22 protein-coding genes and 1 riboswitch are annotated in these 26497 nt (G+C 62.9%); of the genes, 19 read left to right on the top strand and 3 right to left on the bottom strand.

Going from position 1 to position 26497, the window contains the following annotated elements; translation table 11 throughout:
- Positions 1 to 32: 32 nt before the first annotated feature.
- From CFB47_RS30465 to CFB47_RS30455, 3 genes are read right to left on the bottom strand one after another with little or no spacing between them, the layout of a single operon-like run.
- A complete protein-coding gene (locus tag CFB47_RS30465; protein ID WP_256946772.1) occupies positions 33 to 1514 on the bottom strand; it encodes a virulence factor in 1482 nt (493 codons plus the stop codon).
- Positions 1511 to 3823, bottom strand: coding sequence for a hypothetical protein (locus tag CFB47_RS30460; protein ID WP_089463239.1), 2313 nt, complete (start codon positions 3821 to 3823; stop codon positions 1511 to 1513). Before CFB47_RS30460 ends, CFB47_RS30465 begins: the two co-directional genes overlap by 4 nt.
- 19 nt (positions 3824 to 3842) lie before the next feature.
- Positions 3843 to 6611 (bottom strand): type VI secretion system Vgr family protein, encoded by a 2769-nt coding sequence (locus CFB47_RS30455; protein WP_089463238.1) that lies wholly within the window; start codon positions 6609 to 6611, stop codon positions 3843 to 3845.
- An 805-nt stretch (positions 6612 to 7416) separates the two neighbouring features.
- On the opposite strand from CFB47_RS30455, the gene CFB47_RS30450 reads away from it, so the two are divergent.
- From CFB47_RS30450 to CFB47_RS30355, 19 genes are all read left to right on the top strand, one after another.
- On the top strand, positions 7417 to 8673 hold the full coding sequence (locus CFB47_RS30450; protein WP_089463237.1) for an MFS transporter: 1257 nt from the start codon (positions 7417 to 7419) through the stop codon (positions 8671 to 8673).
- Between the two features lie 147 nt (positions 8674 to 8820).
- Positions 8821 to 9750 (top strand): LysR family transcriptional regulator, encoded by a 930-nt coding sequence (locus CFB47_RS30445; RefSeq protein ID WP_089463236.1) that lies wholly within the window; start codon positions 8821 to 8823, stop codon positions 9748 to 9750.
- Positions 9751 to 9865: 115 nt separating this feature from the next.
- On the top strand, positions 9866 to 10360 hold the full coding sequence (locus tag CFB47_RS30440) for a hydroxyquinol 1,2-dioxygenase (protein WP_089463235.1): 495 nt from the start codon (positions 9866 to 9868) through the stop codon (positions 10358 to 10360).
- A 38-nt stretch (positions 10361 to 10398) separates the two neighbouring features.
- Positions 10399 to 11418: a hydroxyquinol 1,2-dioxygenase gene (locus tag CFB47_RS30435; RefSeq protein WP_089443413.1), complete on the top strand. Its 1020-nt coding sequence runs from the start codon at positions 10399 to 10401 to the stop codon at positions 11416 to 11418.
- A gap of 51 nt (positions 11419 to 11469) precedes the next feature.
- Entirely contained in the window at positions 11470 to 12936 is a 1467-nt protein-coding gene (locus tag CFB47_RS30430) for an aldehyde dehydrogenase family protein (protein ID WP_089463234.1), read from the top strand.
- Positions 12937 to 12944: 8 nt separating this feature from the next.
- On the top strand, positions 12945 to 14012 hold the full coding sequence (locus CFB47_RS30425; RefSeq protein WP_089443411.1) for a maleylacetate reductase: 1068 nt from the start codon (positions 12945 to 12947) through the stop codon (positions 14010 to 14012).
- 28 nt (positions 14013 to 14040) lie between these two features.
- Complete coding sequence (locus CFB47_RS41340) at positions 14041 to 14184, top strand: hypothetical protein (RefSeq protein ID WP_179259000.1); 144 nt, start codon at positions 14041 to 14043, stop codon at positions 14182 to 14184.
- Positions 14185 to 14189: 5 nt separating this feature from the next.
- On the top strand, positions 14190 to 14501 hold the full coding sequence (locus CFB47_RS30415) for a YciI family protein (RefSeq protein ID WP_046549162.1): 312 nt from the start codon (positions 14190 to 14192) through the stop codon (positions 14499 to 14501).
- A gap of 3 nt (positions 14502 to 14504) precedes the next feature.
- A complete protein-coding gene (locus tag CFB47_RS30410; RefSeq protein WP_089463232.1) occupies positions 14505 to 14840 on the top strand; it encodes a Rieske 2Fe-2S domain-containing protein in 336 nt (111 codons plus the stop codon).
- Between the two features lie 197 nt (positions 14841 to 15037).
- Entirely contained in the window at positions 15038 to 16126 is a 1089-nt protein-coding gene (locus tag CFB47_RS30405) for a porin (protein ID WP_089463231.1), read from the top strand.
- A gap of 183 nt (positions 16127 to 16309) precedes the next feature.
- Positions 16310 to 17125: a MipA/OmpV family protein gene (locus CFB47_RS30400; RefSeq protein WP_089443468.1), complete on the top strand. Its 816-nt coding sequence runs from the start codon at positions 16310 to 16312 to the stop codon at positions 17123 to 17125.
- An 8-nt stretch (positions 17126 to 17133) separates the two neighbouring features.
- Positions 17134 to 17808 carry a response regulator transcription factor gene (locus CFB47_RS30395; protein WP_089463230.1) on the top strand — a complete coding sequence of 225 codons (675 nt, stop codon included), beginning with the start codon at positions 17134 to 17136 and terminating at the stop codon, positions 17806 to 17808.
- Between the two features lie 60 nt (positions 17809 to 17868).
- Complete coding sequence (locus CFB47_RS30390; RefSeq protein ID WP_089463229.1) at positions 17869 to 19221, top strand: cell wall metabolism sensor histidine kinase WalK; 1353 nt, start codon at positions 17869 to 17871, stop codon at positions 19219 to 19221.
- A 1400-nt stretch (positions 19222 to 20621) separates the two neighbouring features.
- Positions 20622 to 22256, top strand: coding sequence for a phenylacetate--CoA ligase family protein (locus tag CFB47_RS41850; RefSeq protein WP_143330881.1), 1635 nt, complete (start codon positions 20622 to 20624; stop codon positions 22254 to 22256).
- A gap of 439 nt (positions 22257 to 22695) precedes the next feature.
- Positions 22696 to 22799, top strand: a riboswitch (SAM-I-IV-variant riboswitch).
- A 42-nt stretch (positions 22800 to 22841) separates the two neighbouring features.
- Positions 22842 to 23174: a hypothetical protein gene (locus CFB47_RS41335; RefSeq protein ID WP_179258999.1), complete on the top strand. Its 333-nt coding sequence runs from the start codon at positions 22842 to 22844 to the stop codon at positions 23172 to 23174.
- Positions 23175 to 23483: 309 nt separating this feature from the next.
- Positions 23484 to 24365 (top strand): NmrA family NAD(P)-binding protein, encoded by an 882-nt coding sequence (locus tag CFB47_RS30370; RefSeq protein WP_089463226.1) that lies wholly within the window; start codon positions 23484 to 23486, stop codon positions 24363 to 24365.
- A 31-nt stretch (positions 24366 to 24396) separates the two neighbouring features.
- A complete protein-coding gene (locus tag CFB47_RS30365; RefSeq protein WP_089463225.1) occupies positions 24397 to 24771 on the top strand; it encodes a hypothetical protein in 375 nt (124 codons plus the stop codon).
- A gap of 72 nt (positions 24772 to 24843) precedes the next feature.
- Positions 24844 to 25557, top strand: coding sequence for an SDR family oxidoreductase (locus tag CFB47_RS30360; RefSeq protein ID WP_089463224.1), 714 nt, complete (start codon positions 24844 to 24846; stop codon positions 25555 to 25557).
- A gap of 157 nt (positions 25558 to 25714) precedes the next feature.
- Positions 25715 to 26176 (top strand): MarR family winged helix-turn-helix transcriptional regulator, encoded by a 462-nt coding sequence (locus CFB47_RS30355; protein WP_089443404.1) that lies wholly within the window; start codon positions 25715 to 25717, stop codon positions 26174 to 26176.
- The last annotated feature ends 321 nt before the right edge of the window (positions 26177 to 26497 follow it).

Raw genomic sequence — 26497 nt, 5'->3', positions numbered from 1 at the left:
TCGGATGAAGCAATCTGCCGCCCCGGTGTGCATCACCATGAATAGCCCTGCATGCCGTAATTGGTATCGTGCCGGCGTCCCCACCACGGCAGGTAGGCGTTGTTTCCGCCGCGCGCGCGGAACCAGTCCTTGTCGGGGTCGATCGCCGTGAGCTTCGACGGTGGCCGGACGACGACCGCGACCGGGTGATCCGGATCGGTCGTGCCGGCGACGAGTGCGTTGCCGCCGAAGTGGTTGATCCGGCCGATCGCGAGCGCGACGTCGGTCAATGCGCTGCCGGTTCCCATGTCGCCGAGCAGGGCGGCTGTGTTGAATGTCTGCTTTTGGTGGTCGTATTCGGGAAGTGTCTCTGTCAACGTCTGAGCGAGCGCGGCAATGCGTGACGACGCTGCATCGCTGCCTGCACCTGCGTCGTGGACGATGTAACTCAGGTTCGTGACCGCGACGCCAGCATTGCGAGCAGCCTGATCAATGGTTGCCTTCCACGCCTGCACGGCGCGGGTCGTGCCGACCTTCTGCGAAAAATCGAGCGTATTACCCGTCGCGGCCTTGCCGATCCATGCGAGCGGTTCACGCTCGGTGTTGAAGGTTGGACCGGCGAGGAACAGCACGACAAGGTTCTCGTTGATCTGCGCGTCCGTGGGCGGGAAGTTGGGTGCGTCCCAGTTCACTACCCAGACGCTCTTGTCGGGGTTCGCCTGCAAGTAGTCCAATGCGTTGTTCAATGAAGTGAAGCCGGCGTTCGCGCCGCCTTGTGTGATTTGTACGTCGGGGAGCGCACTGCGACTCCACATCGTCGGGAAATGTGGGTTGCCTATAAAGAAGGTTTCTCGGAGCGACTCCGTTAGGTATTCGCGCGCGATATCCGAATCAAGGCGCTCAGGAACTGCAGCCTCGATGCGAATCCCGGAAAGTTCGCGCCAATCATTTTTGCTATCTGGCTTTACTGTGTAGAAGTACTTTGCGTTCATCGCGTAACGACTGCTCATCAGGCCGGGAAATTTTTCCATGTACTTGTGGTAGAAGCCCTTGAATGTCTCGGCGCCACGATTTCCATAAGCGATTCCGGCTACCGATTGCAACGTCGTGAAAGACTTCGGATCGGTGCGCACCATGTCGTCATTCTTGTTCGGCACGGCAAGCCCTTGCGTCCATAGCAATTGCCATTCGGTCGGATAGTCCATGCGTTGCAACGGATTCAACCAGATCAAGCCGACGACCTGTGCCACAAACGGCCTCACTGATTCCTCTATGGTTGGAGTTGAATTTGCTACCGACTCCGGGGAAGGTGCGGAATGTGCCGAACGCATCACGGCTGTAGTGAAGAGAAACACCACGAGCGCCACTAGGCTGGGTACAACGACAAATCGTTTCATCCAATCTCCTATTTCCAATTGTGCGGGGTCCGGTTGTTCTACGTGCGCCATCAGGGAGGCCATGAGTAGGGCTGCGATCATCCATGCAGCCACCGCAACGGCAACACGTCGCGGCCATTCGGCGATCAGCGCCTTCATATCGCTCCCCCGACCTTCAGATAGAACTGATCTTCTCGTTCATTCGTGATCGCGTCCGGCATCTTGCCTTCGCTGCTCTCCGCATGTACCCACACATGCATCGGCAGGTCGTAAATTGCACCCTTGGCAAAGTACTTTCCATATTTCTTGTTCGGATGGCCTTCGGGAATCCCATCAGACATCCGCCAATCCGCCTCAATCCGCAAGTCATAGAGTTGCTCGGGCGTCAAATAGCAAACCCCAATCGCCACATCGTACGAAAGCGCCTTTTCCGCATGCTCCGGATTGGTCATCGTCGTGGAATGATTCGTCGGGCTGTTGGTCGAGCCACGATCGAGCCAATCGACAATCTGCTTGTCGCGCCATTCCTTGTAGCCGTCCGGCATTTCGCTCTTGCCGTCCTCGCCGATCACGTGGCCATCACCATCGAGCCATTCCGTATTCAGCGTTCGCCGGGCCTCCATCCGCATCAACGCGCGGTCCTCGTAACGCTGTCCCGCTTCGCTCTCTGCCGTGCCTTGCGCGACGCTGTCATTGTTCTTCGCGTTGTACTGGTCGTAGGGATCGTCCGCGCGCTTGTCTGCCTCGCTCTTGCTTGCGTCGCGCCATGCGGCCGGCGGATCGTTGCCTTCGTTGAAGTCGCTTGTCGCATTGCCGTCCTTCGTTTCGATGGGCTTGCCGAACCGAAACGCCTTCGGCGTAAACGGTTCGTCGAGTGCCGGCGCGTCCGCCACCACGGTCCAGCCCTCCGGCGGAATGGCGTTCACGCGGAACATATTCAATGCCGAGCTGATCTGGGTCACGAAAAACATGATCGGCGCGGATGCAAGCGTGGCCGCTATCCCGAATACGGACTCGTTTCCCTTGAGTGCACCGATGAGATTGAATTTGGCAGGTGGTGAAGGCGGATACCAGAAGCCCGACGTTTTTCCCTTCTGTACATACCGCCAGTCATCCTCCCGATACCGATAGCGTTTCTGCACGCCGACGTGGAAGCCGGAGGCAAAGACGCGCTGCGTCAGCACACCGGGGACGCTGATATCGTTCAGCTCGTTCTCGTCGATGCCGCGCCAGCCGATGCCTTGAACCGTGACCGCCGAAATCACCTGGTCGTGGGGACAGCAATACGCGGTGACGCGACCATACGTCGATCCGTTCAGGCCGTGGCGTACCCGATCTTCTTGTGCGGCATAAGACTTCTTGCTGGTCGGCGATACCCGTTCGTTCGCCATGTCTTCATCGATCTTGTCTGCGGGAAGTTCGTATGCCTTTCGACTGCCGATGATCGACAGAAACTTGCCGAACGTTTTCGTGCGGGCGGTATAGGTCTGCCGCCCGCGACGGCCGCCACCGTCCCTGGTCGCGCGTTGCGACCAGGTATCCATGAACGTATCGGATGGATTCGGGCCGTCTGCGCGCGCAAGGCTGTACGGCGCATTCGCCAGCACGTAGGCATCCGCCACGCAATGCCCGCTACGTCCCCACGGATCTTCGACATCGGGTAGTGCATCGCCGAAGAAAGTCGCGGTAAGGCCCACGATGTTGCCCTGGCTATGGCACACGACGGTAATCGGTACGTCGGCCTGCATGCGCCGGATCGACTCGATCAACTTCGCAAGGCGCAACGCCGCGAGCACGCCATACGCGCGGGGCGGCGCGCGATACAGCGGTCGATTGGTCGGGTTGATCCCCTGGACGGTCAACCACCCGGCCGCGCGGTCGTCGAGGCCACCGTGCCAGAGATCGGGCAGGCTCGCGCAACCGTTCGTGAACGGGCCGCCGCCCCAGTAGTCCTTCTCGTTCAGAAAGATCTTGTCGCCATACTCTTTCAGCTCGGCGGCGGTCGCCCGATAGCCCCATCGGAAATGAATGACGGGAGAGAAGGATGGGTCGGATTTGATGTAGTCGCCGGCCCAGAGCTTGGGATTCAAAAACCCGTCCGGCGTCACGCTTTCCGTGTACTTCGCAGGCACCAACTGCCCGGCATCGATGCCGCGATACTTGAGTTGATCGTCCAGCCGCCCGAGCCGGCGATTCAGGCCATCACACAGCCCCTGCTCGGCGGCTTCGAACCATTCACCTTCGGAATTCACCCCATGCACGAAGATGACGATACCGGGCAACGGCATTTGCTTGAGGCAGATCAGCCGAGTGCCTTTCGTCCACATCGCGACCCCGTCGCTCCGGCCGACGACGATCTGCGGCGGCTCCGGGCGCGGCGCAACCGCGTCGGGCACGTCGGTCTTCGCGGCATGCTCGTTGGGGCGGGCGTCCGCAGCCGGTCGAGGATCGAGAGATGAATCAGTCATACGGAGTCCTGCGCTTGCGTTAAACATTCTTCTTGGTGAACTGCACCGCCAGCCTCTCGAACCGATCGGTATCGACGCCCGGCAGTTCCCCGGCCATGTCGGTCGTCAAATCCGACAGCGTTCCCGATGCCTTTCGAATCTGTCCTTCGAACCCCGGTGCCGCGTGACCGTCCGTTGGGCGGATCAGCTTCGGGACGCGTCCGAGCGGACGTTGATCGAATGTCGGCAAGTCGACGCTCATGCTGGCGGGGCCATCCCATGCATGGCCATCGGATTTCACGGTGAACTTGCCGGGGCATCCCAGTTCGATATCGCCGCCATGCAGCCTGAGATACGCGCCGCCGGACGTGACGAATACGACTTCGTCGCTTGCCGTGCCCGCGAGCTTGCCGTCGGCGGCAGTCAATCGGATGTTTTTGCCGGACTCGATTTGCGTGTCGTCGTTCTGCGATTGAAGGGCGACTTTCCCCTGATTCGCGATCGCCGATACGCCGTTGCTGTGCGCGAACATCGCGACGCCATGCCCGGCGTGCAGATTGATCCGCTCGCCGCTCGTGATCTGCATGTGTTGTTGTGCAATCTGATCGATGTTCTCGCCCGCATACATGACGTGCGTTTTCGGCGTGACGTTCAGCGACCCCGCTTGCGCGCCGAACGCCATGAACGCCGATGCGTCCCCCGTGGCACGGGATTCCGAACCGCCGGGTGTCCAGTGACGGAATGCGCTGGCGAGGTTGTCCTGGCCCGCCGTGTCGGCGGATTGCCCACCATGCTGGCCGGCATGATCACCGAGCGACTTGAACAACTCCGTGCACTGGTCGAGCAAGCGGATCAGTTCGTCGCGATCCAGCTGACCACCGGTGGCGTGTGTGCGCGCATAGGTCGTCAACAGCATGCCCCGCGCGGCGCGCAACGCCGCAGCGGCATCGGTGCGCAGTTCCGCGCCTTCACCCCGGTCGCTCCCGTGTCCATCACGACGGGGCTGCGTCAGATAGCCGAGATTCAATTGGGTGTGCGCATGTTCGCTCGCCAACTGCGCCGAAATTTGCGACGGCGTATCGTCGAGACGAAGCTGGTTGTACCGATGACCGTCGATTTCCTTGGTCTTGATCCCGGACAAGTAACGGTTGCCGGGTAGCGAACCGGTATCGCTGAAGGTCGCGGGCGGGTTCGCGCCGTTGCTCAGGATTCCGATGATCACCAGACGGTCCGGATCGCCCGACAGGCTGCCCAGCAAAACCTCCATGCCGACCCGAGGCAGGAAAAGCGTGCCGAAGTATTTCCCCGCCAGGCTGGCGCCGACGCGAATCGGCGCACTGTCGCCGGCCAGGCCGGTCGTTCCGGCGCCTTGCGCGTGGGCGTGATCGACCGGGTCGTAGCCGTGAATCTGCACGCGCACGCGGCCGGCGTCATCGCAGAACACTTCCTCTCCCGGTGTGCCGACGATCGTGCCGGTGAGCAGGTGGACCGGCGGCACATCGATTCGCGGATCGTAGGAAGGCGTGAGCGGCACGCCGCGTCGCACGCACGTGAAACGGTTCTCATAGCGCGTGTCCGTTCGTTCCGATGCATCGGCCTGCGCCGGCGGAACGACTTGCGCCAGGTGACGGCTTGCCGTGAACAGCCCGTTGGCGCGACCTGCCAGCATCTTCGGCAGGTTGTTCCAGATATCGTGCCGAACCGACGTGACGACAAACTGCCGATGATCGGCGGGCTTCATGTCCAGCTCGGGGGCGCCGGTCAACGTGAACCAGTGACCGACCGGCAGGTCGCGCACGCTGCCGATGCCTTCATGGTGTACGGCTTCGAACTGATGCGCGAGCATCCGGTCGTGCGTGAGGCGATCGTGATCGCTCCACGAATCGCCGACGTGCGGAATGTCGATCGCGACGTCGGTCAGCAGGCGCGCAAGGTCGTTTCCCGACTCGCCCTGATCGATGCCGGTGACGCTCGTGGATTCGTCTACACGGGCTTTCTTGTAATCCCACGATGGACGGCTGACTTGGCCGGGCGACAGGCCTTGGCAGCATGCAAAGAGCGTTACCGTGTCGCGTGGCTCGGCTCCGGCATCGCGAGGATGGACGCGGACAGTGCCGGCCGGCGCTTCCGTCAGGCGATAGGGATCGTCGCAAAACAGGAGGGTGTGGACCGGGCGTTCATCGGGCATGCCGCTCGCCCCGCCGATCGGTCCCGCCTTCGCAAATACCGTGATGCCGTCCCGACGCAGCAGACGCCGGATGAAGCGCGCGTCGGACTCGTTCACCTGCCGTGTCAGTTCGCGCACCGGATAGCGTTCGGCCCGCAATGCCGACAGGTCGAAATCGAAGGCCTGCGCGAGTGCGGGGCTGCGATGTTTCCACTCATTCATCAGCGTCGCCAGAATGTCGATCACGTTGCACGATCGGAACAGGCGGGCGTTCGTGCGGCGGTCCATCAGCGACAGGGCGTCGCACACGTGCAACTGGTACACGGTCAGTTCACCGTCGGATTGGCCGGTCCGCACGTCGCGCACGATCGCATTGATCGTTCGTATGCCGCCGCGATCGGTCGTCAGCCGGACCGACACGGGCAGACCGAGAAACAGCGCAGGCGATAGATGAGCGTGAGTGGACACGCAGGTCAGGTGACCGTCGATCCCCGATATCAACCCTTCGCGAATATCGGCGTGATGGAGCGCCAGCAGATGGCCGACCGTGCGTTGCGCCAGCCCGAAATAGAGATCGACAGGCCGCTTGTTGCCGCCCATCAGACCGGACGCAAAATTTCGGAAGGTACTTTCTATCGACATCACCGTAATCTCGTTATTTTCGTTCTCAATTCGGATTGGTTCGAATTGAGCTTTGAGGTAAATAAAAAGAAGGTTCTGGGAAATTTGCGGTGGAGAGTATCAAACTTATTTGCCGCGATAAATGGTTTGATATTTAGAGATGGTTTTTCTATTTCGGGGAGACTGTATTTGACATTCTTTTCGATGGATTGAAATTTGTGTTTTGTAATTAGAGTGAATGTTTTGAATGGGGATTTATTGCTGAGCAGGCGAATATCAATTTATTTTTCGTCGAAATAAATTGAATGAAAGGTGTGAAGAATAAGATCCATCCCATGTCTGGATGAACTGCGGCGCATTGTGGTGTCGGAAAGGGGGGGAACAGGATTGCGCCGGTGCTCGTCCGGTGCATCTTGGGTTGCCCCTATTTTTCGCCCCCCGCTACCCGGCGGTCGGCTTCTGTGCATGCATGGCGTGAATGGCGCCGTGCGCGGATGCCCCGATGTCCATGAGGGAATTCCCCGTGACGCGCGAGCGAGCGTCACTCCGACGCCGCGCCCGTTCGTTTCGCGCTGTCCCGTCGACCATTTCCGGCACCCCCCGCGATTATTTGCGTTTCGCGAATGGCGCGTTCGCCGGTTGTTCCCTACCCGATTGGCGGCCGTGCACCTATCGTGGTGACGTCGGCTGATTGAACCCAACGCGTCGCACCCGAACGCCAGCCGGCACTTCCTCGCGATTCGCGTCGCACACAAAAACCATCGGACCTGGCTCATGCGCAGGCGCTGCGGCGCGCGCAGGCGAACCTGTGTCCACGGAGACGGACATGAAAGCAAACGAGTGGGATACCTCATACGAATGGAAGGCGGTCACGCTGCTGGCGCTCGGCTTCGGGCTGGTCGGCCTCGATCGCTGGCTGATCGCGCCGCTGTTCCCTTCGATCATGAAGGACCTCAACCTGAACGCGCAGGACGTCGGCAACTGCATCGGCGTGCTCGGCCTGTCGTGGGGTATCTTCGCGGCGCTGATGGGCGGCATCTCCGACAAGATCGGCCGCCGCAAGGTGCTGATTCCGGCCATCATCGCGTTCTCGCTGCTGTCGGGCTTCTCGGGGCTCGCGGGCGGCCTGCTCGGGCTGATGGCGATTCGCGGCCTGATGGGCGTCGCGGAGGGCTCGTTCTGCCCGACGAGTTTCGCCGCGACGGCCGATGCATCGCATCCGCGGCGGCGCGGGCTGAACCTCGGCCTGCAGCAAAGCGGCTTCGCGCTGTTCGGGCTCGCGCTGTCGCCGATCATCGCGACGCAGCTGCTCGGCTTCGTGTCGTGGCGCTGGGTCTTTGCGCTCGTCGCCGTGCCCGGCCTGATCCTCGGCGCGATCATGTTCTTCGTGATCCGCGAGCCGAAGGTCACCAAGGCCGTCGCGTCCGAGCATGCGCCGGCGTCGCTCGGCCACGTGCTCAGGAGCCGCAACATCCTCGTCGCGATGGCCGCGTTGTGCTGCGCGATGACGGGCGTGTTCGTGCTCGGCGCGCTGTTGCCGCTGTACCTGACCGACTATCTGGCGCTCGGCACGCAGAAGATGGGCCTCGTCGTGTCGGCGATCGGTTTCGGCGGTTTTCTCGGGCAGTTCGGCTTGCCGGGCCTGTCCGACCTGGTCGGCCGCCGCGTCGCGAGCATCGTCGGCTTCGCGGGGACGGCCGTGATGCTCTACATTTTCCGCGGCCTCGGCCCGCAGCCGCTCGCACTGTTCGGCGTGCTGTTCGTCGCGTCGTTCTTCACGCTCGGGCTGGTGTCGCTGCTGTCCGGCCCGGTGGCGACCGAGGCCGCGCCCATCGGGCTCGTGTCGACGTCGATCGGCGTGGTGGTCGGGGTCGGCGAGATCTTCGGCGGCGGCATCGCGCCGGCGATGGGCGGCTACGTCGCCGCACACTTTGGCATCCAGAACATTCTGTGGCTGCCGATGTGCGCGGTCATGCTGGGTATCGTGGTCAGCCTGCTGCTGAAGGAAACCGCGCCGGCCGTGCTGCAGCGTCGCATGGCGGCCGTGCAACCGGAACTGGCGGCGGGCGAGCAATCGCGGTAAGGCAATACAGCGGCAGGGCTGCGCATGCGCGGGCCGGCGTTATCGGCGATTGACATCGATTGGGTGACAGAGTGACGCCTCCCGCATGACACAGCCCGTGATCCGCACGGGTAGACTGCCGGTTTCGCTGTCGAAAAAGGGCGCGGTATGGACCGGTTCCTGAGCATCGAGGCATTCGTCCGGGTGGCGGAGGCGAGCAGCTTCGCCGAGGCGGCGCGGCAGCTTGGCGTGACCAGCTCGGTCGTGACGAACCGCATCCAGCAGCTCGAGAAGTTCGTCAACGCGCCGCTGTTCCATCGCAGCACGCGCCACGTGCGCCTGTCCGAAGTGGGCGAGGCGTTTTATCGCGAATGCGCGGAGGTGGTGGGGCGCGTCAACGAGCTGACCGACCAGATGCGCGAGCTTCGCGCGACCCCGACTGGCCGGCTGCGCATCCAGATGCTGCCCGGTTTCGCGCTCGATCACTTCGGCGCGCCGCTGATGGAATTCAACCGGCGCTATCCGGGCATCCAGCTTGACGTCATCGTCAATGACCGTGTCGTGGACCCCGTCGAAGAAGGGTTCGACATCGCGTTCCAGATCTTTCCGCCGATTTCCGAGTCGCTGATCGAACGGCGGTTGTTCACCGTCAGGCGCCTCTTTTGCGCGTCGCCCGCGTACCTCGCCGCGCATGGTGCGCCACAACATCCGCGCGACTTGCTGCAGCACACCACCGCGCTTTATTCAGGCTATCCGTCGCGCAACCGCTGGACGATGACGCGCGGCGACGAGGTCGTCGAAATGGAGCTGCCGGGCATGATCCGCTCGAACTCCGTGCACCTGCTGCGCGAGTACGCGCTGTCGGGCGGCGGCGTCGTGTGCCTGCCCACGCTCGTGGCGAGCGAGGCGCTTGTCGCCGGCCGGCTGGTGCCGATCCTCACCGACTTCCAGCTCGCGCCGCTGAGCTTTGCCGCGGTTTATCCCGCCACGCAGCGACAGGCGTTGAAAGTGAAGGCGCTGGTCGAATTCCTCGCGGAAACCATCGGCGACGAATCGCCGTGGGATGTTCCCCTTCTGGAGCGTGGCTGGGTGCGGTGAAGCGCGCGGATTATTCGCGAAACGCAAATGCCGTAGTCGCCGTCCCGTGCCTTGTTGCGGGTGGGCCTTGCCCCTAGAGTGGAATCCAACAAGCGGTTCAACTCAGGAGACAGAAATGACCGACACGGCATTCCACACCGTCTTTGGCTCGCTCGACAGCTTCAAGAAAGGCGAGATCGAAATCACCAGCGGCAGCGCTCAACACTACGCGTTCTCGAATGTCTTCGAGGTCGCATCGAAGTCGGCCCCTTACGAAAAGGTCGTCGCCGGCAAGAACCTCGAATACGTGATCGAAGTGCTGCGAACCGACGGCCAGTCGCCGTGGTTCGCGTGCGCGCACGACGAGTTCGTGATCCAGATGGATGGCGAAGTGCGGATCGAATTCATCAAGCTCGATACGCCGCCGCAGGCGGGGCGCGGCACCGTGAATGCCGGCACGCAACCGGCCGGCCGCAAGATGGGCTACGTCGTATTGCGCCAGGGCCATCAGGCGCTGCTGCCGGCCGGCTGCGCATACCGCTTCACCGCCAGCCGGCCGGGCGTCGCACTCGTGCAGACCATCCTCGGCGAGCTGTCCGTGGAGAAGTGGGCCGACATCTGCCTGCACTGATTCGTCCGACCTCATTCGACACTTCCAGGAGACACGTTATGGCCACCCTCGACACCCTCGACACTTCCGCAGGCTTCGCCGCCGATCTGGTGCAAGCCACCGAAGCCGATGCCGTCACCGGCTACCGCCGCTTCCAGCTCGGCGCATTCGAATTCCAGCGCGACGAATATTTCGTGAAGATCAGCTGGCCCGCGAAAGGCCAGACCCGCACGCACGCGATGCCGGCGGACGCGTTCCTGCGCGCGATGATGCGCGACGTGGCGTGGGGCTTCTTCTACGGCTGGGTAAACTTCGACCACGTGTTCGGCACGCGCAATCACTACGGCAAGGTGGACATGTATGCCGGCACCTTCAACGGCATCCTGAAGGACGCCGGCGTGGACTACACCGAGACCTTCGACACGCCCACGATCATGGCGACCTTCAAGGCGATGCTGCACGACTGGACGAACGAAGGCTTCGATCCGTTCGCGGCCCCCGAGGAAACGGGCACCGCGTTCGGCCGCAAGCACGGCGAGAACGGCGCGGCGATCGAGCGCACGCGGATCGCGACGCGCCGCATGCCGGGCCTCGAAGGCGATTCGCCGCTGCGCGACGACCTGCCCGTCAACCGCGCGTTCCTTGACGTCGCGCAGGACGAGCCGGAAGTGCACGTCGAGCCGGGCTTCGAAGGCGAGCTGCACGCGTTCAACCTGTTCAAGTACCTGTCGCGTTCGGACGTGACGTGGAATCCGTCGGTCACGTCGGTGTGCGGGCGCAGCCTGTTCTGCCCGACCACCGAGGAATTCATCCTGCCGGTGTTCCATGGCAACGACCGCGTCGAATGGTTCCTGCAACTGTCCGACGAAATCGTGTGGGACATCGGCGACAAGAACACCGGCGCGCCGCGCGCCCGCGTGACGATGCGCGCCGGCGACATCTGCGCGATGCCCGCCGACATCCGGCACCAGGGCTATTCCACGAAGCGATCGATGCTGCTGGTCTGGGAAAACGCGACACCGAACCTGCCGCAGCGCTACGAGAGCGGCGAGCTCGCGCCGTATCCGATCGCGTTCTGAGCGGCGCGCCGGTTTCCGCTTCCGCTTCACGCCATCCACCGAGGACGATTCATGCAAACCCAACTTTTCATCGACGGGCGCTTCGTCGACGCCGTCGACCGCGGCACGATCGACGTGCTGAACCCGCACGACGGCTCCGTCATCACGAAGATCGCCGCAGCCACCGCGGCGGACGTCGACCTGGCCGTCGAAGCCGCGACGCGCGCGTTCCCCAAATGGTCGGCGCTGCCGGCCGCCGAACGCGGCCGCTTGCTGTTGCGTCTGGCTGATGCGATCGAGGCCAACGCGGAGGAGCTGGCGCAACTCGAATCGCTGGACACCGGCCACCCGATCCGCGATTCGCGTGCGCTCGACGTGCCGCGCACGGCCGCGTGCTTCCGCTATTTCGGCGGCATGGCCGACAAGCTGCAAGGCTCGGTGATTCCTGTCGAGACCGGCTTCCTGAACTACGTGCAGCGCGCGCCGATCGGTGTCGTCGGCCAGATCGTGCCGTGGAATTTTCCGCTGATGTTCACGAGCTGGAAGATGGGCCCGGCGCTCGCGGCCGGCAACACGGTGGTGCTCAAGCCTTCGGAAATCACGCCGCTGTCGACGCTGCGCATCGTCGAGCTGATGGCCGAGGTCGGGTTTCCGGCGGGTGTCGTCAACATCGTGCCCGGCTATGGGCACACGGCCGGCCAGCGGCTCGCCGACCATCCGGGCGTCGGCAAGATCGCGTTCACGGGATCGACGGCCACCGGCCGGCGGATCGTCGAAGCGTCGCAGGGCAACCTGAAGCGCGTGCAGCTCGAGCTGGGCGGCAAGGGCGCCAACATCGTGTTCGACGATGCCGATCTCGACGCGGCCATCAACGGCGCCGCGTGGGCGATCTTCCACAACCAGGGGCAGGCGTGCATCGCAGGCTCGCGTCTCGTGCTGCACGAGCGCATCGCGGATGCGTTCCTCGAACGCTTCGTGGCGCTCGCGTCGTCGATCCGCATCGGCAATCCGCTCGATGCGAACACCGAGATGGGGCCGCTGACGTCGAAGCAGCACCTCGATCGCGTGCTGGCGTTCGTCGATGTCGCGCGCGAGCAGGGCGGCCGCGTGCTCACCGGCGGCAGCGCGCCGCAGGACCCGGCGCTCGCCAACGGCTACTACGTGCGCCCGACGGTCATCGAGGCCAGGAGCGCGACCGACCGTATCGCGCAGGAGGAAGTGTTCGGCCCGTTCGTCACGGTGCTGCGTTTCGGCAGCGACGACGAAGCGCTGGCCATTGCGAACGCGACCGAGTACGGATTGGGCAGCGGCCTGTGGACGAAGGATCTTTCCCGTGCACACAAGATGGCGTCGCAGATCAACGCGGGCATGTGCTGGATCAACTGCTACAAGCGCGTCAATCCGGGCAGCCCGTTCGGCGGCGTCGGCCACTCGGGCTACGGCCGCGAGATGGGCTTCGAGGCGATGCACGACTACACCGAGGCGCGCTCGGTGTGGGTCAACGTCGACGGCAACGTGGCGCCGCACTTCAAGCGCTGAGGTTCGCCATGGATCGCTTCGTTTATCAGGGCACGCCGTCCCGCGTGGTGTTCGAATGGGGCGCGCTCGCGAGGCTGCCGGACGAGCTGTCGACGCTCGGCGCCCGCCGCGCGCTGATCCTGTCCACGCCCGAGCAGCGGCCGCTCGCCGAGCGTGTGGCGGCGATCCTGGGCGAGCGTGCGGCCGGCATCTGCGCGCAGGCGGTCATGCACGTGCCGATCGAAGTCGCACACGCGGCGCGCGAGATGGCCGGCGAACTGGACGCGGACTGCTGCGTCGCGATCGGCGGCGGGTCGACGATCGGGCTCGGCAAGGCGATTGCGCTCGAATCGGTGCTGCCGATCCTGGCCGTGCCGACGACTTACGCGGGCTCGGAGATGACGCCGATCTTCGGGCTCACGGAAGGCCGGCTGAAGCGCACCGGGCGCGACGCGCGCGTGCTGCCGCGCACGGTGCTCTACGACCCGTCGCTGACGTTGTCGTTGCCGCCGGACATTTCCGCGGCATCGGGCATCAATGCAATGGCGCATGCCGTCGAGGCGCTGTACGCGGAAGATGCGAACCCGGTGATCAGCCTGATGGCGGAAGAATCGATCCGCGCGCTCGGCGAAGCGCTGCCCGTGGTCGTGCGCGATCCAGCGAACCGCGACGCGCGTAGCCGCGCGCTGTACGGCGCGTGGCTTGCGGGAACCTGCCTGGGCGCAGTCGGCATGGCGCTGCATCACAAGCTGTGCCACACGCTCGGCGGCACCTTCAACCTGCCGCACGCGCAGACCCATGCGGCGATGCTGCCGCATACCGCGCACTACAACCACGCTGCCGCGCCCGATGCGCTGCGCCGCGTGGCGCGCGCGCTGGGCGGGAACGATGCCGCCGAAGCCGGCCCGCTGCTGTTCGCGCTGAACGCACGGCTCGGCATCGCGCCGGCGCTCGCCGATATCGGAATGCCGGAGGCCGGCCTCGACGAAGCGGCCGATCTCGCGTGCCGCAACCCGTATGCGAATCCGCGGCCGATCGAGCGTGAGGCGATTCGCGCGCTGCTTCAGCGCGCATGGGAAGGGCGTGCGCCGCAATGAGCGGCTGCATGCGCCAACGGAGACAACCATGAGCCTTGACCACCATGACGGTGACGCCACGCTGGCCGACCCGGCCGTCGCCCGCTTCGACGCCATGCCGAGCCCGCGCTTGCGTGCGCCGATGCAGCGCCTCGCGCGGCTTCTTCATGCGTTCGTCGTCGATCGGAGCTGACCGTCATGGCAAGATTTTTTGCGGTGTTTGCGACGGACCAGCCGGGCATGCGCGACGTGCGCGATCGCGTGCGGCCGATTCACCGGACGTACCTGCGCTCGGCCGACCAGCACGGCGTGGTGGTGCGGCTCGGCGGCCCGACGCTCGACCCGCACGGCGACGCGATGAACGGCACGCTGCTCGTCGTGGAGGCGGACGACATTCAGGCAGTGATGCAGTTCATCGGCAACGATCCGTATGTGAAGGAAGGGTTGTTCTCGCACGTGGAAGTGCGTCCGTGGGACTGGAGCCTCGGCAACCCCGAGCAGAGAGTGTGAATCATGGACGCACGACAACTCTGCCGGTTTGCCGAGGTGCCTGACGGCGGCGCGCGGGTCGTCGACGAAGCATGCATCGGGCGCCCCGTCATCGTCGTGCGACGCGGTGAGCAGGTGTGGGCTTATGTGAATCGTTGCCCGCATTTCTCGGTGCCGCTCGATTTCGTGCCGGGGAGCATTTCCTGCTATCGGTCGCAGGTATTGATGTGCGCCCATCACAGCGCGCTGTTCCGGTTCGACGATGGCGTGTGTATCGACGGGCCTTGCTCGGGATCGGCGCTGGAGGCCGTGGCGGTCGACGTGGATGCCGCCGCGTGGGTCGTCTATCGAGGCGCTTGATTCAGGTGTTTTGATGAAGGGCGAGCGGTGCCGTTCAATGCGATGGCCATCGTTTTTATCGATCAGTAAAGCTAATCATATTTCGGGTGTCTGGTAATCGACACCTGAATGATGGCGATTCCTTGTGCGGTACCGAGCGAGCACCTGCCACGTAGCGGGTGGTGTCCTCGCTTTTTCATAAAAAAGACGGAGACAAAATGAAACTCAGGTTTGGAGCAGTGGCGATTCTCGCCGTGGCGCAGGGCGCATGGGCACAGAGCAGCGTGACGATGTTCGGGCTGATCGACGCGGGCGTCTCGTATGTCAGCAACGAGGGCGGCGGAAAGAACGTCAAGTTCGACGACGGCATATTCGCGCCCAACCTCTTCGGCTTTCGCGGCACGGAAGATCTCGGGGGCGGATATCGCGCGATCTTCGCGCTCGTGAACCAGTTCTCGATGGCGAACGGCGCGATCATCGGCACGGGGATTTTCGGGCGCAACGCGTACGTGGGCCTCGAAAGCAACCGGTTCGGCAGTATCACGCTGGGCAATCAGTATGACTTCATGGTGGATTCGCTGTTTTCGAAGAACAACGCGATTTCGCGGGATATCTCGGGGCTGTACGGCTTTCGCAATGGCCCGTTTCAACATCTCGCGCTTCCGGACAATCCCACCGGTGCATTCGATTGGGATCGCACGGCGGGTAGCAAACCGATCGCGAATTCCGTCAAATACAGTTCGCCGACGGTGTCGGGTTTTTCCGGCGGCGCGATGTATGCGTTTGGTGGGGTGGCTGGGTCGGTCGGGGCGGACAATGCGGTCAGCGCCGGGGTGAACTACGAGATGGGGCCGTTCGGTGTGGGCGCGGCCTACACGAACGAGAAGTACGGCCCCGCGCCCGGCGCGCCGTCCACCAGCGTGCGCAACTGGGGCGTCGGGATGCATTACGACTTCGGTGTCGTGACGGCGAATGCGCTGATGACCACAGTACACAACTCATTCAACGATGCCGGCGTGTGGATGGCCGAAGCGGGCGGGCTGTGGCACGTGAGGCCCGATGTCGTGCTCGGTGCGAAGTACATGTACATGAAGGGCAATGAAGCGGTGAACAACAACCACGCGCATCAGCTCAGCGTGGCGCTTCAGTACCTGTTCTCGAAGCGGACGATGGTGTACGTGTCGGCGGATTATCAGCGCGCGAACAACGGCGCGAATGCGCAGGTCAATGGCGTGCTGGATCCGAACGGGGCATCGAGTTCCGCGAGCCAGACGGTGGCGCGGGTGGGGTTGCATACGGTGTTTTGACGGGGCGTGGCACCCGTTCCTCAAGCGCGCAGGGCGACCCATGCTCGCCCTGCGTCGATATTCTCCGTCACCGATATGCGTCGCAGGATTTGCGGCACGACGATATTTTCCTGGTAAGTGAGCGGTAAGTCGACTGGTCCTACAGTAGCCCCCGTTTCGATCGTCGACTCCAGGAAAATGATTGTGAAAACAGCCTTCCGCCGCGAACGTCCGTTACTGCTGCTTGCCGCTTCATTCGCATTTGCGTCTGCTTCCGCCTGGGCGGACGACGGCATGATCCCGCCCGATCCCGATAATTCGGGGCTGACCATTCTCAACAACGCGACGAATGTGACGCATTGGGGACTGGGTGCCGGCGTCGGCTTCGAGCCATCGACCTACAAGGGCGACAGCACCCGCGTGCTGCCGTTTCCGCTGGTCTATTTCGACAACAAATGGGTACAGGTCATCGGTACCACCGCCGATCTGAAAATCGGGAGCTGGAGCGGCGTCAGTGTCGCGCTTCGCGGCCAGTTCTCGCTGTTCGACGGATACAAAGGCTCCGACGCACCGATCCTGAACGGCATGGAAAATCGCAAGGGCGCACTCTGGTACGGGCCTGCACTGTCATGGGGCACCGGGTTCGGAACGTTATCGGGCACTTTCCTGTTCGGCGGAAACAAGGGCGAGCGCGCGAAAATCGGCTTCGAGAAGGCATTTGCGTTCGGCCAATTCTCGATCACGCCGCATGTCGGCGCGGAATGGCTGAGCAACAAATACGTCGACTACTATTACGGCGTGCGACCATCGGAGGCGCGCGCCGATCGTGCCGCCTACAGTGCGGGTTCGACGGTGAACGTGTCGGCCGGCACGCGCATCGACTTCCGGCCGACGAAGCAGCAGACGATATTTCTGGACGTCGGCGTGTCGCGTCTCGGCGACGCCATCACCGACAGTCCGATCGTTGGAAGACGGTTCGTTCCCGAAGCAAGAGTGGGCTACATGTACCGGTTCAAGTGAGAGCGGCGATGCCGAGAGTTGCGATTGTCGAGGATCATGAGCGCCTGGCCGGCATGTTGAGCCAGGCGTTGGCCGCAGCGGGGATCGAATCCGACCGCTTCGGCAATCTCCGTGAAGCCGCCTACGGTGTCGACCGGGCCGACTACGCACTGCTGATCGTCGACCGCGGATTGCCCGACGGCGATGGCCTGGCGTTCTTGCGGACGCTGCGCGCGGCGGGGCGCATGATGCCTTGCCTGATGCTGACCGCACGCGATGCGTTGCACGACCGCATCGACGGACTCGAAAGCGGGGCCGACGACTATGTGACCAAGCCGTTCGAAATGAGCGAACTCGTCGCCCGCGTACGCACGCTGATGCGGCGCCCGGCGCTGCTGACGACGCTCGTCGCATCGTTCGCGGATGTGACGGTCGACCCGCCACAGCGCGCGATGTGCTGTGGCGACCGGACGATACCGCTTGCGCCGGCCGAGTTGCAGGTCATGCTGTGCCTGATGGAAGCCGCGGGCCGGACGGTACGGCATTCGATACTCGAGCATGCCGCGTGGGGGCTCGGGGAGGCGGTCACGCCGAACGCGCTCGAGGTGACCGTGCATCGCTTGCGCAAGAAGCTGGCGGCGATCGGCGCAACGACGCGGCTGACCAATATTCGCGGTGCCGGTTTCGCGCTGCGGGACGCATGACGCTGCGCCGCGTCTTGCTCGTTGCCGCTTCAGCTTCAGCTTCAGGGTAAGGAAGCGACCATGTTCGATCATTGGATTCGACGCCTGTCGACGCGTCTGTGGATGACCAACGTCGGGGCGTTCGCCATCAGCCTGGCGCTGCTGTCTGCGCTCGCCGTGTATGCCCTCGATCGCTATCCGGCGTTCCTCGGGCGGCGACAGCAGATGGAGATCGTCGGTCACGTCGTGACCGGTTTGAGCTTCGACGACGCCGGGCGTCCGGTATCCGTGCAACTGGACGGCCGTCCGGCGCTGATGTTCCGGCTCTTGTCGAGCGAGGTGAAGTATCGCGTGCTCGATTCGACGGGGCGGCTGTTGCTGGCGTCGACGCCGTCGAACGGGGGCCGGCCGTGGCTGACGGAAGACCTCGCGAAGGCGGCGGGCAAGGTGGTGCCCGCCACGATCGACGGCAACGTATATGCCGTCGCCACACGACGCATGTCGAAAGGAGGCGTCGATTATTACGTGCAGGTTGCGCAAAGCAGGCAGCTTATGGACGCGCTTGTCGTGTCGAAGATCGAGCCGATCCCGAAGACCGTCGGCTATGTGCTGCTCATCGCGACCATCATTTTCGGGCTGACGCTTCCACTGACGATCAGCCACGTGTTGAAGCCGTTGCGAGAGGTGTCGCGTGCCGCGAGCGGAATCGAGCCGCACAACCTGAAGACGCGACTGTCGTCGGACGGGATTCCGAGCGAGATCAAGCCGCTGATCGATGCGTTCAACGATGCGTTGACGCGACTCGAGAATGGCTTCGCCGTTCAGCAGCGGTTTCTGGCCGACGCCGCGCATGAGTTGCAGACACCGCTCACGCTGGTCAGAGGCCAGATCGAACTGCAGCCCGACATCCGGCACAAGGCGCTTCTGCTTCGCGAGATCGACCTGATGGCTCGGCAGGTCAAGCAGTTGCTGCACCTGGCGGAAGTCAGCGAAGCGCAGAACTTCAGCTTCGACGACGTGAACAGCGTCGAAGTCGCGCGAGACGCCGTTGGCTTGCTGGCCGGCAAGGCCGATGCGAAGCAGGTGAAGCTCCATATCGAAGCGCGCGACTCCGCGGCGCCCATCCGGGCCGACGGCGGGGCGCTCTTCATCCTGCTCAAGAACATTCTCGAGAACGCGATCAATGCGTCGCCCACGGCGGGCGTGGTCGTGCTGACCGTACTCGATGCGGCGATTCACGTCGACGACGAGGGGCCGGGCATTCAGCGGGAGCATGTCCCGCTGCTCTTCGACCGATATTGGCGGGCGCCGGATTCAAGGTATGACGGTGCCGGTCTCGGGCTGGCGATCTGCAAGGAGATTGCGGTGGCGCATCAATGGAAACTGACGGTCGATGTGCTGGTCACGGGGACGCGGTTCAGCGTGTGGTTTTAGTCTGAGCGGTTGTCGAGCGGGGCGGGGTTCACGCAGTACAAGGGCCGGATCGGGGGGGCCGCGCGGTCGAAGGAGGGCTTTTCCGAGGTTCGTGTTCGAAGCTGGAGCAACACATAGTGATCTGGAGAAGCATAGGTCGATGGTCTCGTTCCCACCTCGGTTAATGCCTTGAGCGTTAGGGGACACGAGGGATTCTGTTTGACGCTCGCCACCCTTGATGAGCTACCCAACCTTTCTTGGAGATGGCTCGATGGCAGGGGGCAGCAGTGCTTCCCCTTGTTCGCGCTCCGCTTCGGTGACGGCCGACGGTGTCACTTTCTACGCCGATGTTTTCGGCATAGTCCTTCTACGCCGCTAGATTAGGCAACCCCCGGCCCTCATGTAAGATGCGCACAGCTTCACCCGGTCTTGAGAGGGGCCGGTTCTCGCTTCATAACGGCAATCAGCCGCACAACAACAAGGAAGCCACGAAATATGCCGGGGATTCCCACCCAAGCCTTTACTGTCTGGCACACGATCCTGTCCGTGGCCCGACATGCACCGTCACCGCACAACGTTCAGCCGTGGCGCGTGCAATTGATTTCGGACGATTACGCCGAGCTGTTCATCGACGGCACGCGCACGCTGCCCAAGGAAGACACGACAGGTTCGTTTCTGCTGTCCGCGATGGGCATGTTCATCGACGCGATCGATCTGCTCGCGGCACCGCACCGCTTGCGTGTCGAATGGCAACTGCATCGCCCGGTGCAGGAATTCGCTGCCGCACTGTCCCGGCCTACGCCGCCAGCGTTGATTCCGTTCGCCGCGTTGCGACTCGTCGCGAATGCCAACGCGGACGGTTCGCGCGACGACCCGTCCGCACTGATGCTGGCCCGCCGTACATCCCGCGTTTCGATGGATCCGACACCCGTACCGGACGCGGCCGTCGCGCAATTGGCGGCGTTGGCCGACGAATGGGGGCATCGATATACGCACCTGTCGGGCGCGGAACTGATCGAGCCGATCATCGCGACGAACATCGACGCCGTGTTCCATGACATGAACGTCGCGGACTACCACGACGAAATCACTGCCTGGTTTCGCTTCACGGAAAGCTCGACCGCTCGCCATCGCGACGGTCTCGACTGGCGCTGCATGAACCTGTCGCGGGCGGAATTCTGGATGTCCGCGCGACTGTCGAAAATCCTGATGTTCAAGCCGACGCGCTTCTATTTCAAACGTCGGTATCGATCGCAACTGGGACACGTGCCCGCGATCGGCGTGTTGAGTGGCGATTTCTTCAACCCGGAGAATGCAATCGAGTCGGGCCGTTTCCTGCTCCGCTTCTGGCTGGCTTTGACGAGTCTCGGCCTGTACCTGCATCCGTACGGCAACCTGGTCACGAACCCCAACGCCGCCGCGTGGTTCAGCACACATACCGGGGTCGACCGGGCATGGCTCGTGTTCAAGGTCGGGTACTCGCGTACGCCGCCGCAGAGCCAACGCAGGGCACTTGCCGACATCCTCGTCGACGCGCCGGTTCCGTCCTACTCGCCGAGATCCGCATGAACACGCTCCTTCGTCTCTTTCTCGAAGCCATTCTCTGGACGCTCTGGTTCCTTCGTCGCGTGATCAGCGTCGACGGCCGTCTCTACATATTCCTCAACGCGCCGATCTTTCAGCCCTATCTGGCTTATGTCGGCCGCATGCGCGCCCGCGTCGCCTTCCTCAAGGCGAGCACGTCGTGCCCTGCGTACGTCGAGTTCCTGAAGGCCGAAGGCTACAAGGCCAGCGGCAAATGGCGGCTGTCGGATCTGCCCGCCATGACCAAGGAGAATTACATCAAGCGCTATTCGATCGAGCAGCGCTGTTACGGTGGTGCGATTCCGAAATCGGGTGTCGTCATCGACGAATCATCGGGGTCGACCGGCCAGCCGAACAACTGGGTGCGCAGTGCGGCAGAGCGCAGCGACGTCAAACGCATCCTGCAGCTGAACTATCAGCTGGTGTTTCGCGACTCCGGCAAGATGTTGTTGAACTGCTTTGCGCTCGGGCCGTGGGCGACAGGCATGAACGTATCGATGTCGCTCGTCGACGTCGGCATCATGAAGTCGATCGGCCCGGACAAGGCCAAGCTGATCAACACGCTGAAGCTGTTCGGGCCGAAGTACCAGTACCTGATCTTCGGCTACCCGCCGTTTATTCGCTCGGTGGTCGACGAATGCGATCTCGACCTGACGCCGTATCACATCGATTTCATCGTCGGCGGGGAAGGGGTGTCGGAAGCGTTGCGCGACCATCTGCTGCGCAAGGCGAGCACGGTGATCTCGTCGTATGGCGCGTCGGACCTCGAGATCAACATCGGTGTCGAGACGCCGACGACGATCGGCTTGCGGCGTGCGTTGCTGAGTCGCCCCGAGTTGTGCCGCGAACTGTTCGGGCGCGATTCGCCGCCGATGATCTTCCAGTACAACGCGCTCGACTACGTGATCGAGACGAATGAGGACGGTGAACTGCTGGTGACGATCGGGCGGCAGTCCGGTGCGGCGCCGAAGATCCGTTACAACATTCGCGACTCGGGTGGGACGTATACATTCCGCGAGCTGAACAAGCGTCTGTCGGCACATGGCATGCGCCTGACGGACTTCGCATCGCGCACCAGCCATTTTCCGTTTTTGTTTGTGTACGGGCGCAACGATTCGAGCGTGCCGTTCTACGGCGCGAAAGTGTTCCCGTCGGATATCGAACAGGTTCTGTCCGCTTCGCCGATGCTGCATGACGCGGTCAGTACGTTCCAGCTCGCTACGACCGAGGATGCGCAGTTGACGAGCTTTCTGCATGTCCATCTTGAGCGGGCTTTGGGGAATGGGGCGGTGCAGCTCGACGATGCGGTGCTGCACGGCGAGATGTTCGAAGGCATGAAACGCGTGAATCAGGATTTTCGCGAGGTGTCGCGGTTGTTCGATCCGAAGCAGGTGATCGTGCATGTGCATGACCACGATACTGGGCCGTTTCAGGGGCGGGATATTCGGATCAAGAACAAGTACATTGCGTGAGGGGCAAAGCTCGCCGTCGAGTTGCCCGTGGCGTTGCACGCGGGCTGATGTGGTGAATTGCCCCGTAGGCGGCGGGCCCATCGACTTACTCATGCACTTCCACGATGGACTTGGCCACCGTGTACCGGAACCCAGCCAACACCTGCAGACAGGCCTCTTGACGCCCATACCCAAGGCTGTTGTGGATTGAACAACGTTCGTTGTGCAATAGGCAACAGAATGGAGTGACATAGCGCGCCGATACACGGAACTCACCAGTGGCTGGCTTCAGCAAGGACATTTGGCCCTTCTCAAGTAGTTGACAGGCCGCGAAGACTCCTCCGGTCCGCGGGCCGGATCGACGGCACCATCCGACAGAAATGCCTCTCTCCCGCCCCTTCTTGTCCACCGTCAGTTTTTCGGTATAATGAATCCGCGTTCGGAATGTCGAACGTAAGAAGTCAAGCATCCAGAGTCGGATTCTCCGACGCCAACCTGCCCTCCCGGGCAAGGTGGACGCCTCTGAGGCGATGCGGCCGATTTACGGCAACGAAACGGGAGCAGCATGGCTGGCACCGGTTCGATAACCACTCATCCGGAGCAACCATGCGTCAAGATACCTCTGCCTTCCGCCCCGCAGTCTGTGAAGACTGGTCACGCTACCTCCCTGGTTTCACGCTGACGCATACGGTTCATCTCGTGTCGAGACGGAATCCGGGCATTGTCTCGACCGCGGCTGCCGTGCTCGAAGGTGAAACCGCCACGGTCGACCGTTGGGCCATCACCCGCTGTGGTGACGTTCTCGAGCAAAAGATCGTTCTCGGGGAAATGACGGAAGGGCAGGCGGTGCGGCTGCGTGAACGACTGGCCGCGCTCGAGGGCGTGCTGCGCACGAGGGTGGAGCATCACTTCGTGCGAGCCGGGTCGGCTGCCTCCTGAAATTCACCGGAGAGTGGCCGTCAGACGATGGATTCCCGTCGTCGCCGTATCGGCGCGAAGCGGCCTGGCAATGATCCCCTCCCGGGTCAAAGATAGGACCAGATCAAACCGGCAGCGTCAGATCGGCTGACTCCGTTCGGCCATTTCAAGCTGTGCGCTCGTCCCCGAAATGCCACCCGCTGAATCGAGTGAGTCGTTCCTCGGCGTTCCCCGGCATGCACGCAACCAGAAAAACTTGACAATGCGAGCACATGCTCCTATCTTTGCCTTAAGGGAGCATATGCTCTCATTTTCGAACGGAGCGAAGCGATGAATGAAGCCGAGATTCTTGTGAGTGGTGCAACCGGGCGGACCGGAGGGTTTGCCATTGACGAACTGCTCAAGCTGGGCAAGCGCGTGCGGGCATATGTGCGCACGGATGACGACCGGGCGGCCGCGCTGCGGCGGCGCGGTGTCGATATCGCGGTCGGGGACTTCACCGACATCGACGCCATCCGGGCAGCGATGGAAGGTATCCGGTCGGCCTATTTCCTTTATCCGATCGCGCCGGGAATCATCGGGGCCGCGGCCTATTTCGCGCAGGCAGCCAAGGAAGCGGGCGTCTCGGCGATCGTCAACATGTCGCAGATTTCCGCGCGCCGTGAGTCGGCGAGCCACGCGGCACAGGATCACTGGGTTTCCGAACGGGTCTTTGATTGGTCAGGTGTCGCGACGACGCATTTGCGCCCAACCTTCTTCGCCGATTGGCTCGTCTATCCGCATTTTGCAAAGGAAATCCGGGCCACGGGGAAGATCGAATTTCCGTTTGGCAACGGCCGTCACGCGCCGATCGCTTCCGACGATCAGGGGCGCGTCATCGCGCATCTCCTCGCCAACCCCGCAGGTCACGAGGGCAAGGTCTACACGCTCCACGGCCCCGTCGAGATGAACCATGTCGAGATCGCGGCCGCGATGAGCGAGGTGCTCGGCACCCAGATCGAATACGCGCCGACTTCCATCGAGGCATTCCGAATCAAGATGGAAACCCTTTACAAGTTTCCGCCGTTCCTCACGCAGCATCTGGTCGAGGTCGCGCAGAACTACCGCGACGGCATTTTTTCGGGCACCAATGATGTCGTCGAGACAATCACCGGGACGCCGCCGCTGTCGGTCCAGGCGTTTGTCGCCAGGAATCGGTCCGCATTCGCGTGAACCCATCCATAAAACGAATCGAGGGTTGAACATGTCATTCAATCAAAACGAGCGTCACCCGTTTCTCGACGATCTGACGGCCGATGCGGAACTGATCAGTTCGGTGTTGCGTGGTCCCGTCATCGGACGCGACGACATCCGGCTCGCCGTCGACGCCGTCGGAACCTTCTACGCGTCCCAGACGCCCACGTTTCTTCAAACCGTCGGCTCGCGGCTTTTTCTGGAATACGACGCTGTCCTGACGAGCGGCGAGAAGTTGAGCGCGGTCGTTGTCGTCGATCGCAACGCCGACGGATCGGTGCCGCGCGTCAGCGTGCGGATGAGCCCGCTTGGCGCCGTACTGACGCTCGCCACCCATCTGCGTGGGGCGCTCTCGAAGCAGTTGCCGGAAAACCTCTTTCTTTGAACCGAGCACGCGCAGGCAGGCGGCGGGAGTCGACTCGCCTCCAGCATGCGGCGTTTGAAACAGGAGCATGTGATGGATATCAAGAACGCCACCGTCTTCATCACCGGTGCCAATCGCGGTCTGGGTCTGGCTTTTGCGCGAGAGGCGCGTCGTCGCGGGGCGGCGAAAGTCTATGCGGGCATGCGCAACACGAGCGGTTTCGACGAGCCGGGCGTCGTGCCGGTCAGGATCGATGTCACGGATCCGGCGTCGATCGCCGAGGCCGCGAAACTGGCGACCGATACGACGCTGCTGGTCAACAACGCGGGGATTGCCGCGCTGATCGACGGGCCGCTGGCGGCCGACATGGAAGCGCAATCCGCCCGCATGTTCGATACGAACTACTACGGCGTGGTGCGCGTCACACAGGCCTTCGAGCCGATTTTGGCGGCCCAGCCGCATGCCGCCATCATCAACGTGCTGTCCGACATCGTGTGGCTTCCGCGGCCCTATCTGACGCCGTATGCTGCGTCGAAGGCCGCCGCGTGGAGTTACACGAACCAGCTTCGCCTGTCTCTGCACGAGCGCGGCATTCAGGTTCTCGGCCTGCACGTCGGGTTCGTGGATACCGACCTGACCCACGGCATCGACGTGCCCAAGGCCAGCCCGGAGGACGTTGTGCGACAGACCTACGACGCGCTCGCCCTCGGCAAGAGCGAGGTGATGGCCGACAAGGGGACCGCGTTGCTGAAGCGTACGCTTGCGGCCGAGATACCCGGCTACATCACGCCGCCGGCAGGGCTTTGAATGCCGCAGATGACACGGGGCGGTCGCGGCGGCGAGACATGCGGTGCGTGGATCGTCGTACGCCACCGCTGCCGGTTTTCATCGAAAGATACCGCTGCGCCTTCGCGTGACGTACGCTTGGCGTTTGCGCGATCAACCGAAACCAGGAGTAGAACAGATGTTGCCGGTCAACCAGCCGCTTGGAATCGATCAATGCAACTGCTTCGCCGTGAGGAAGGCGAGCAGGCAGATCTCCCGACTCTACGATAGCCATCTCGAGCCCGCGGGCCTGCGCATCACGCAATTCCTCACGCTGGCCGCCCTGAACGAGGTGGGAAGTACCCCGGTCAACGCCCTTGCCGAACGGCTCGATATCGAACGAACCGCGATGGGGAAAATGGTTGGCTTCCTGGAACGCGACGGCTTCGTCACGATCAAGCCGTCGCCCACGGACGGCCGAAGCCGCCTGATCGAGCTTACCGAGGAAGGGCGGCGCCTGCACGACAGGGCGGCCCCGCTCTGGCAGGAGGCGCAACGGGAGTTCGAGCAACTGAACGGGGCAGACAACGTGACGGCGTTGCGGGAGGGGCTGAGAGGCGTGGTCGTCGGCGACGTGTCGATGCATTCGTCAGAAGGCTGAGCCTGCAATGCATGGCGATGGCAACATGATTCGTGACACGAGTCATCATTCGGGGAAGGGCGATGAAACCGCCTGTCGCCATCGCGGGCGTGCCGCGCATGACCGGAAGACGGCGATGAACCCGTTCGCGATCCTCGGCGAGGATCGATTCGTTCGACGCTCCGCGTGAATCTCGACCCGCCTTGAATACGGAAACGCTGACACTCCCGGTTCGCTCGACACCGGACTATCTTGCCGCTGCTCGTTTGTCGTGGATTGTTGTAGCCTGGGCAATACGATAGTGTGGCGCACCGGCCTGCCGCCGAACTGACAATGAACCTA

Origin of the sequence: Burkholderia sp. AU27893 (assembly GCF_002223205.1) — a bacterium.
In the GTDB taxonomy this organism is placed as follows: Bacteria; Pseudomonadota; Gammaproteobacteria; order Burkholderiales; family Burkholderiaceae; genus Burkholderia.
Note: the sequence above shows the minus strand (reverse complement) of the source record. Positions and strands in the feature narration are given on the sequence as shown.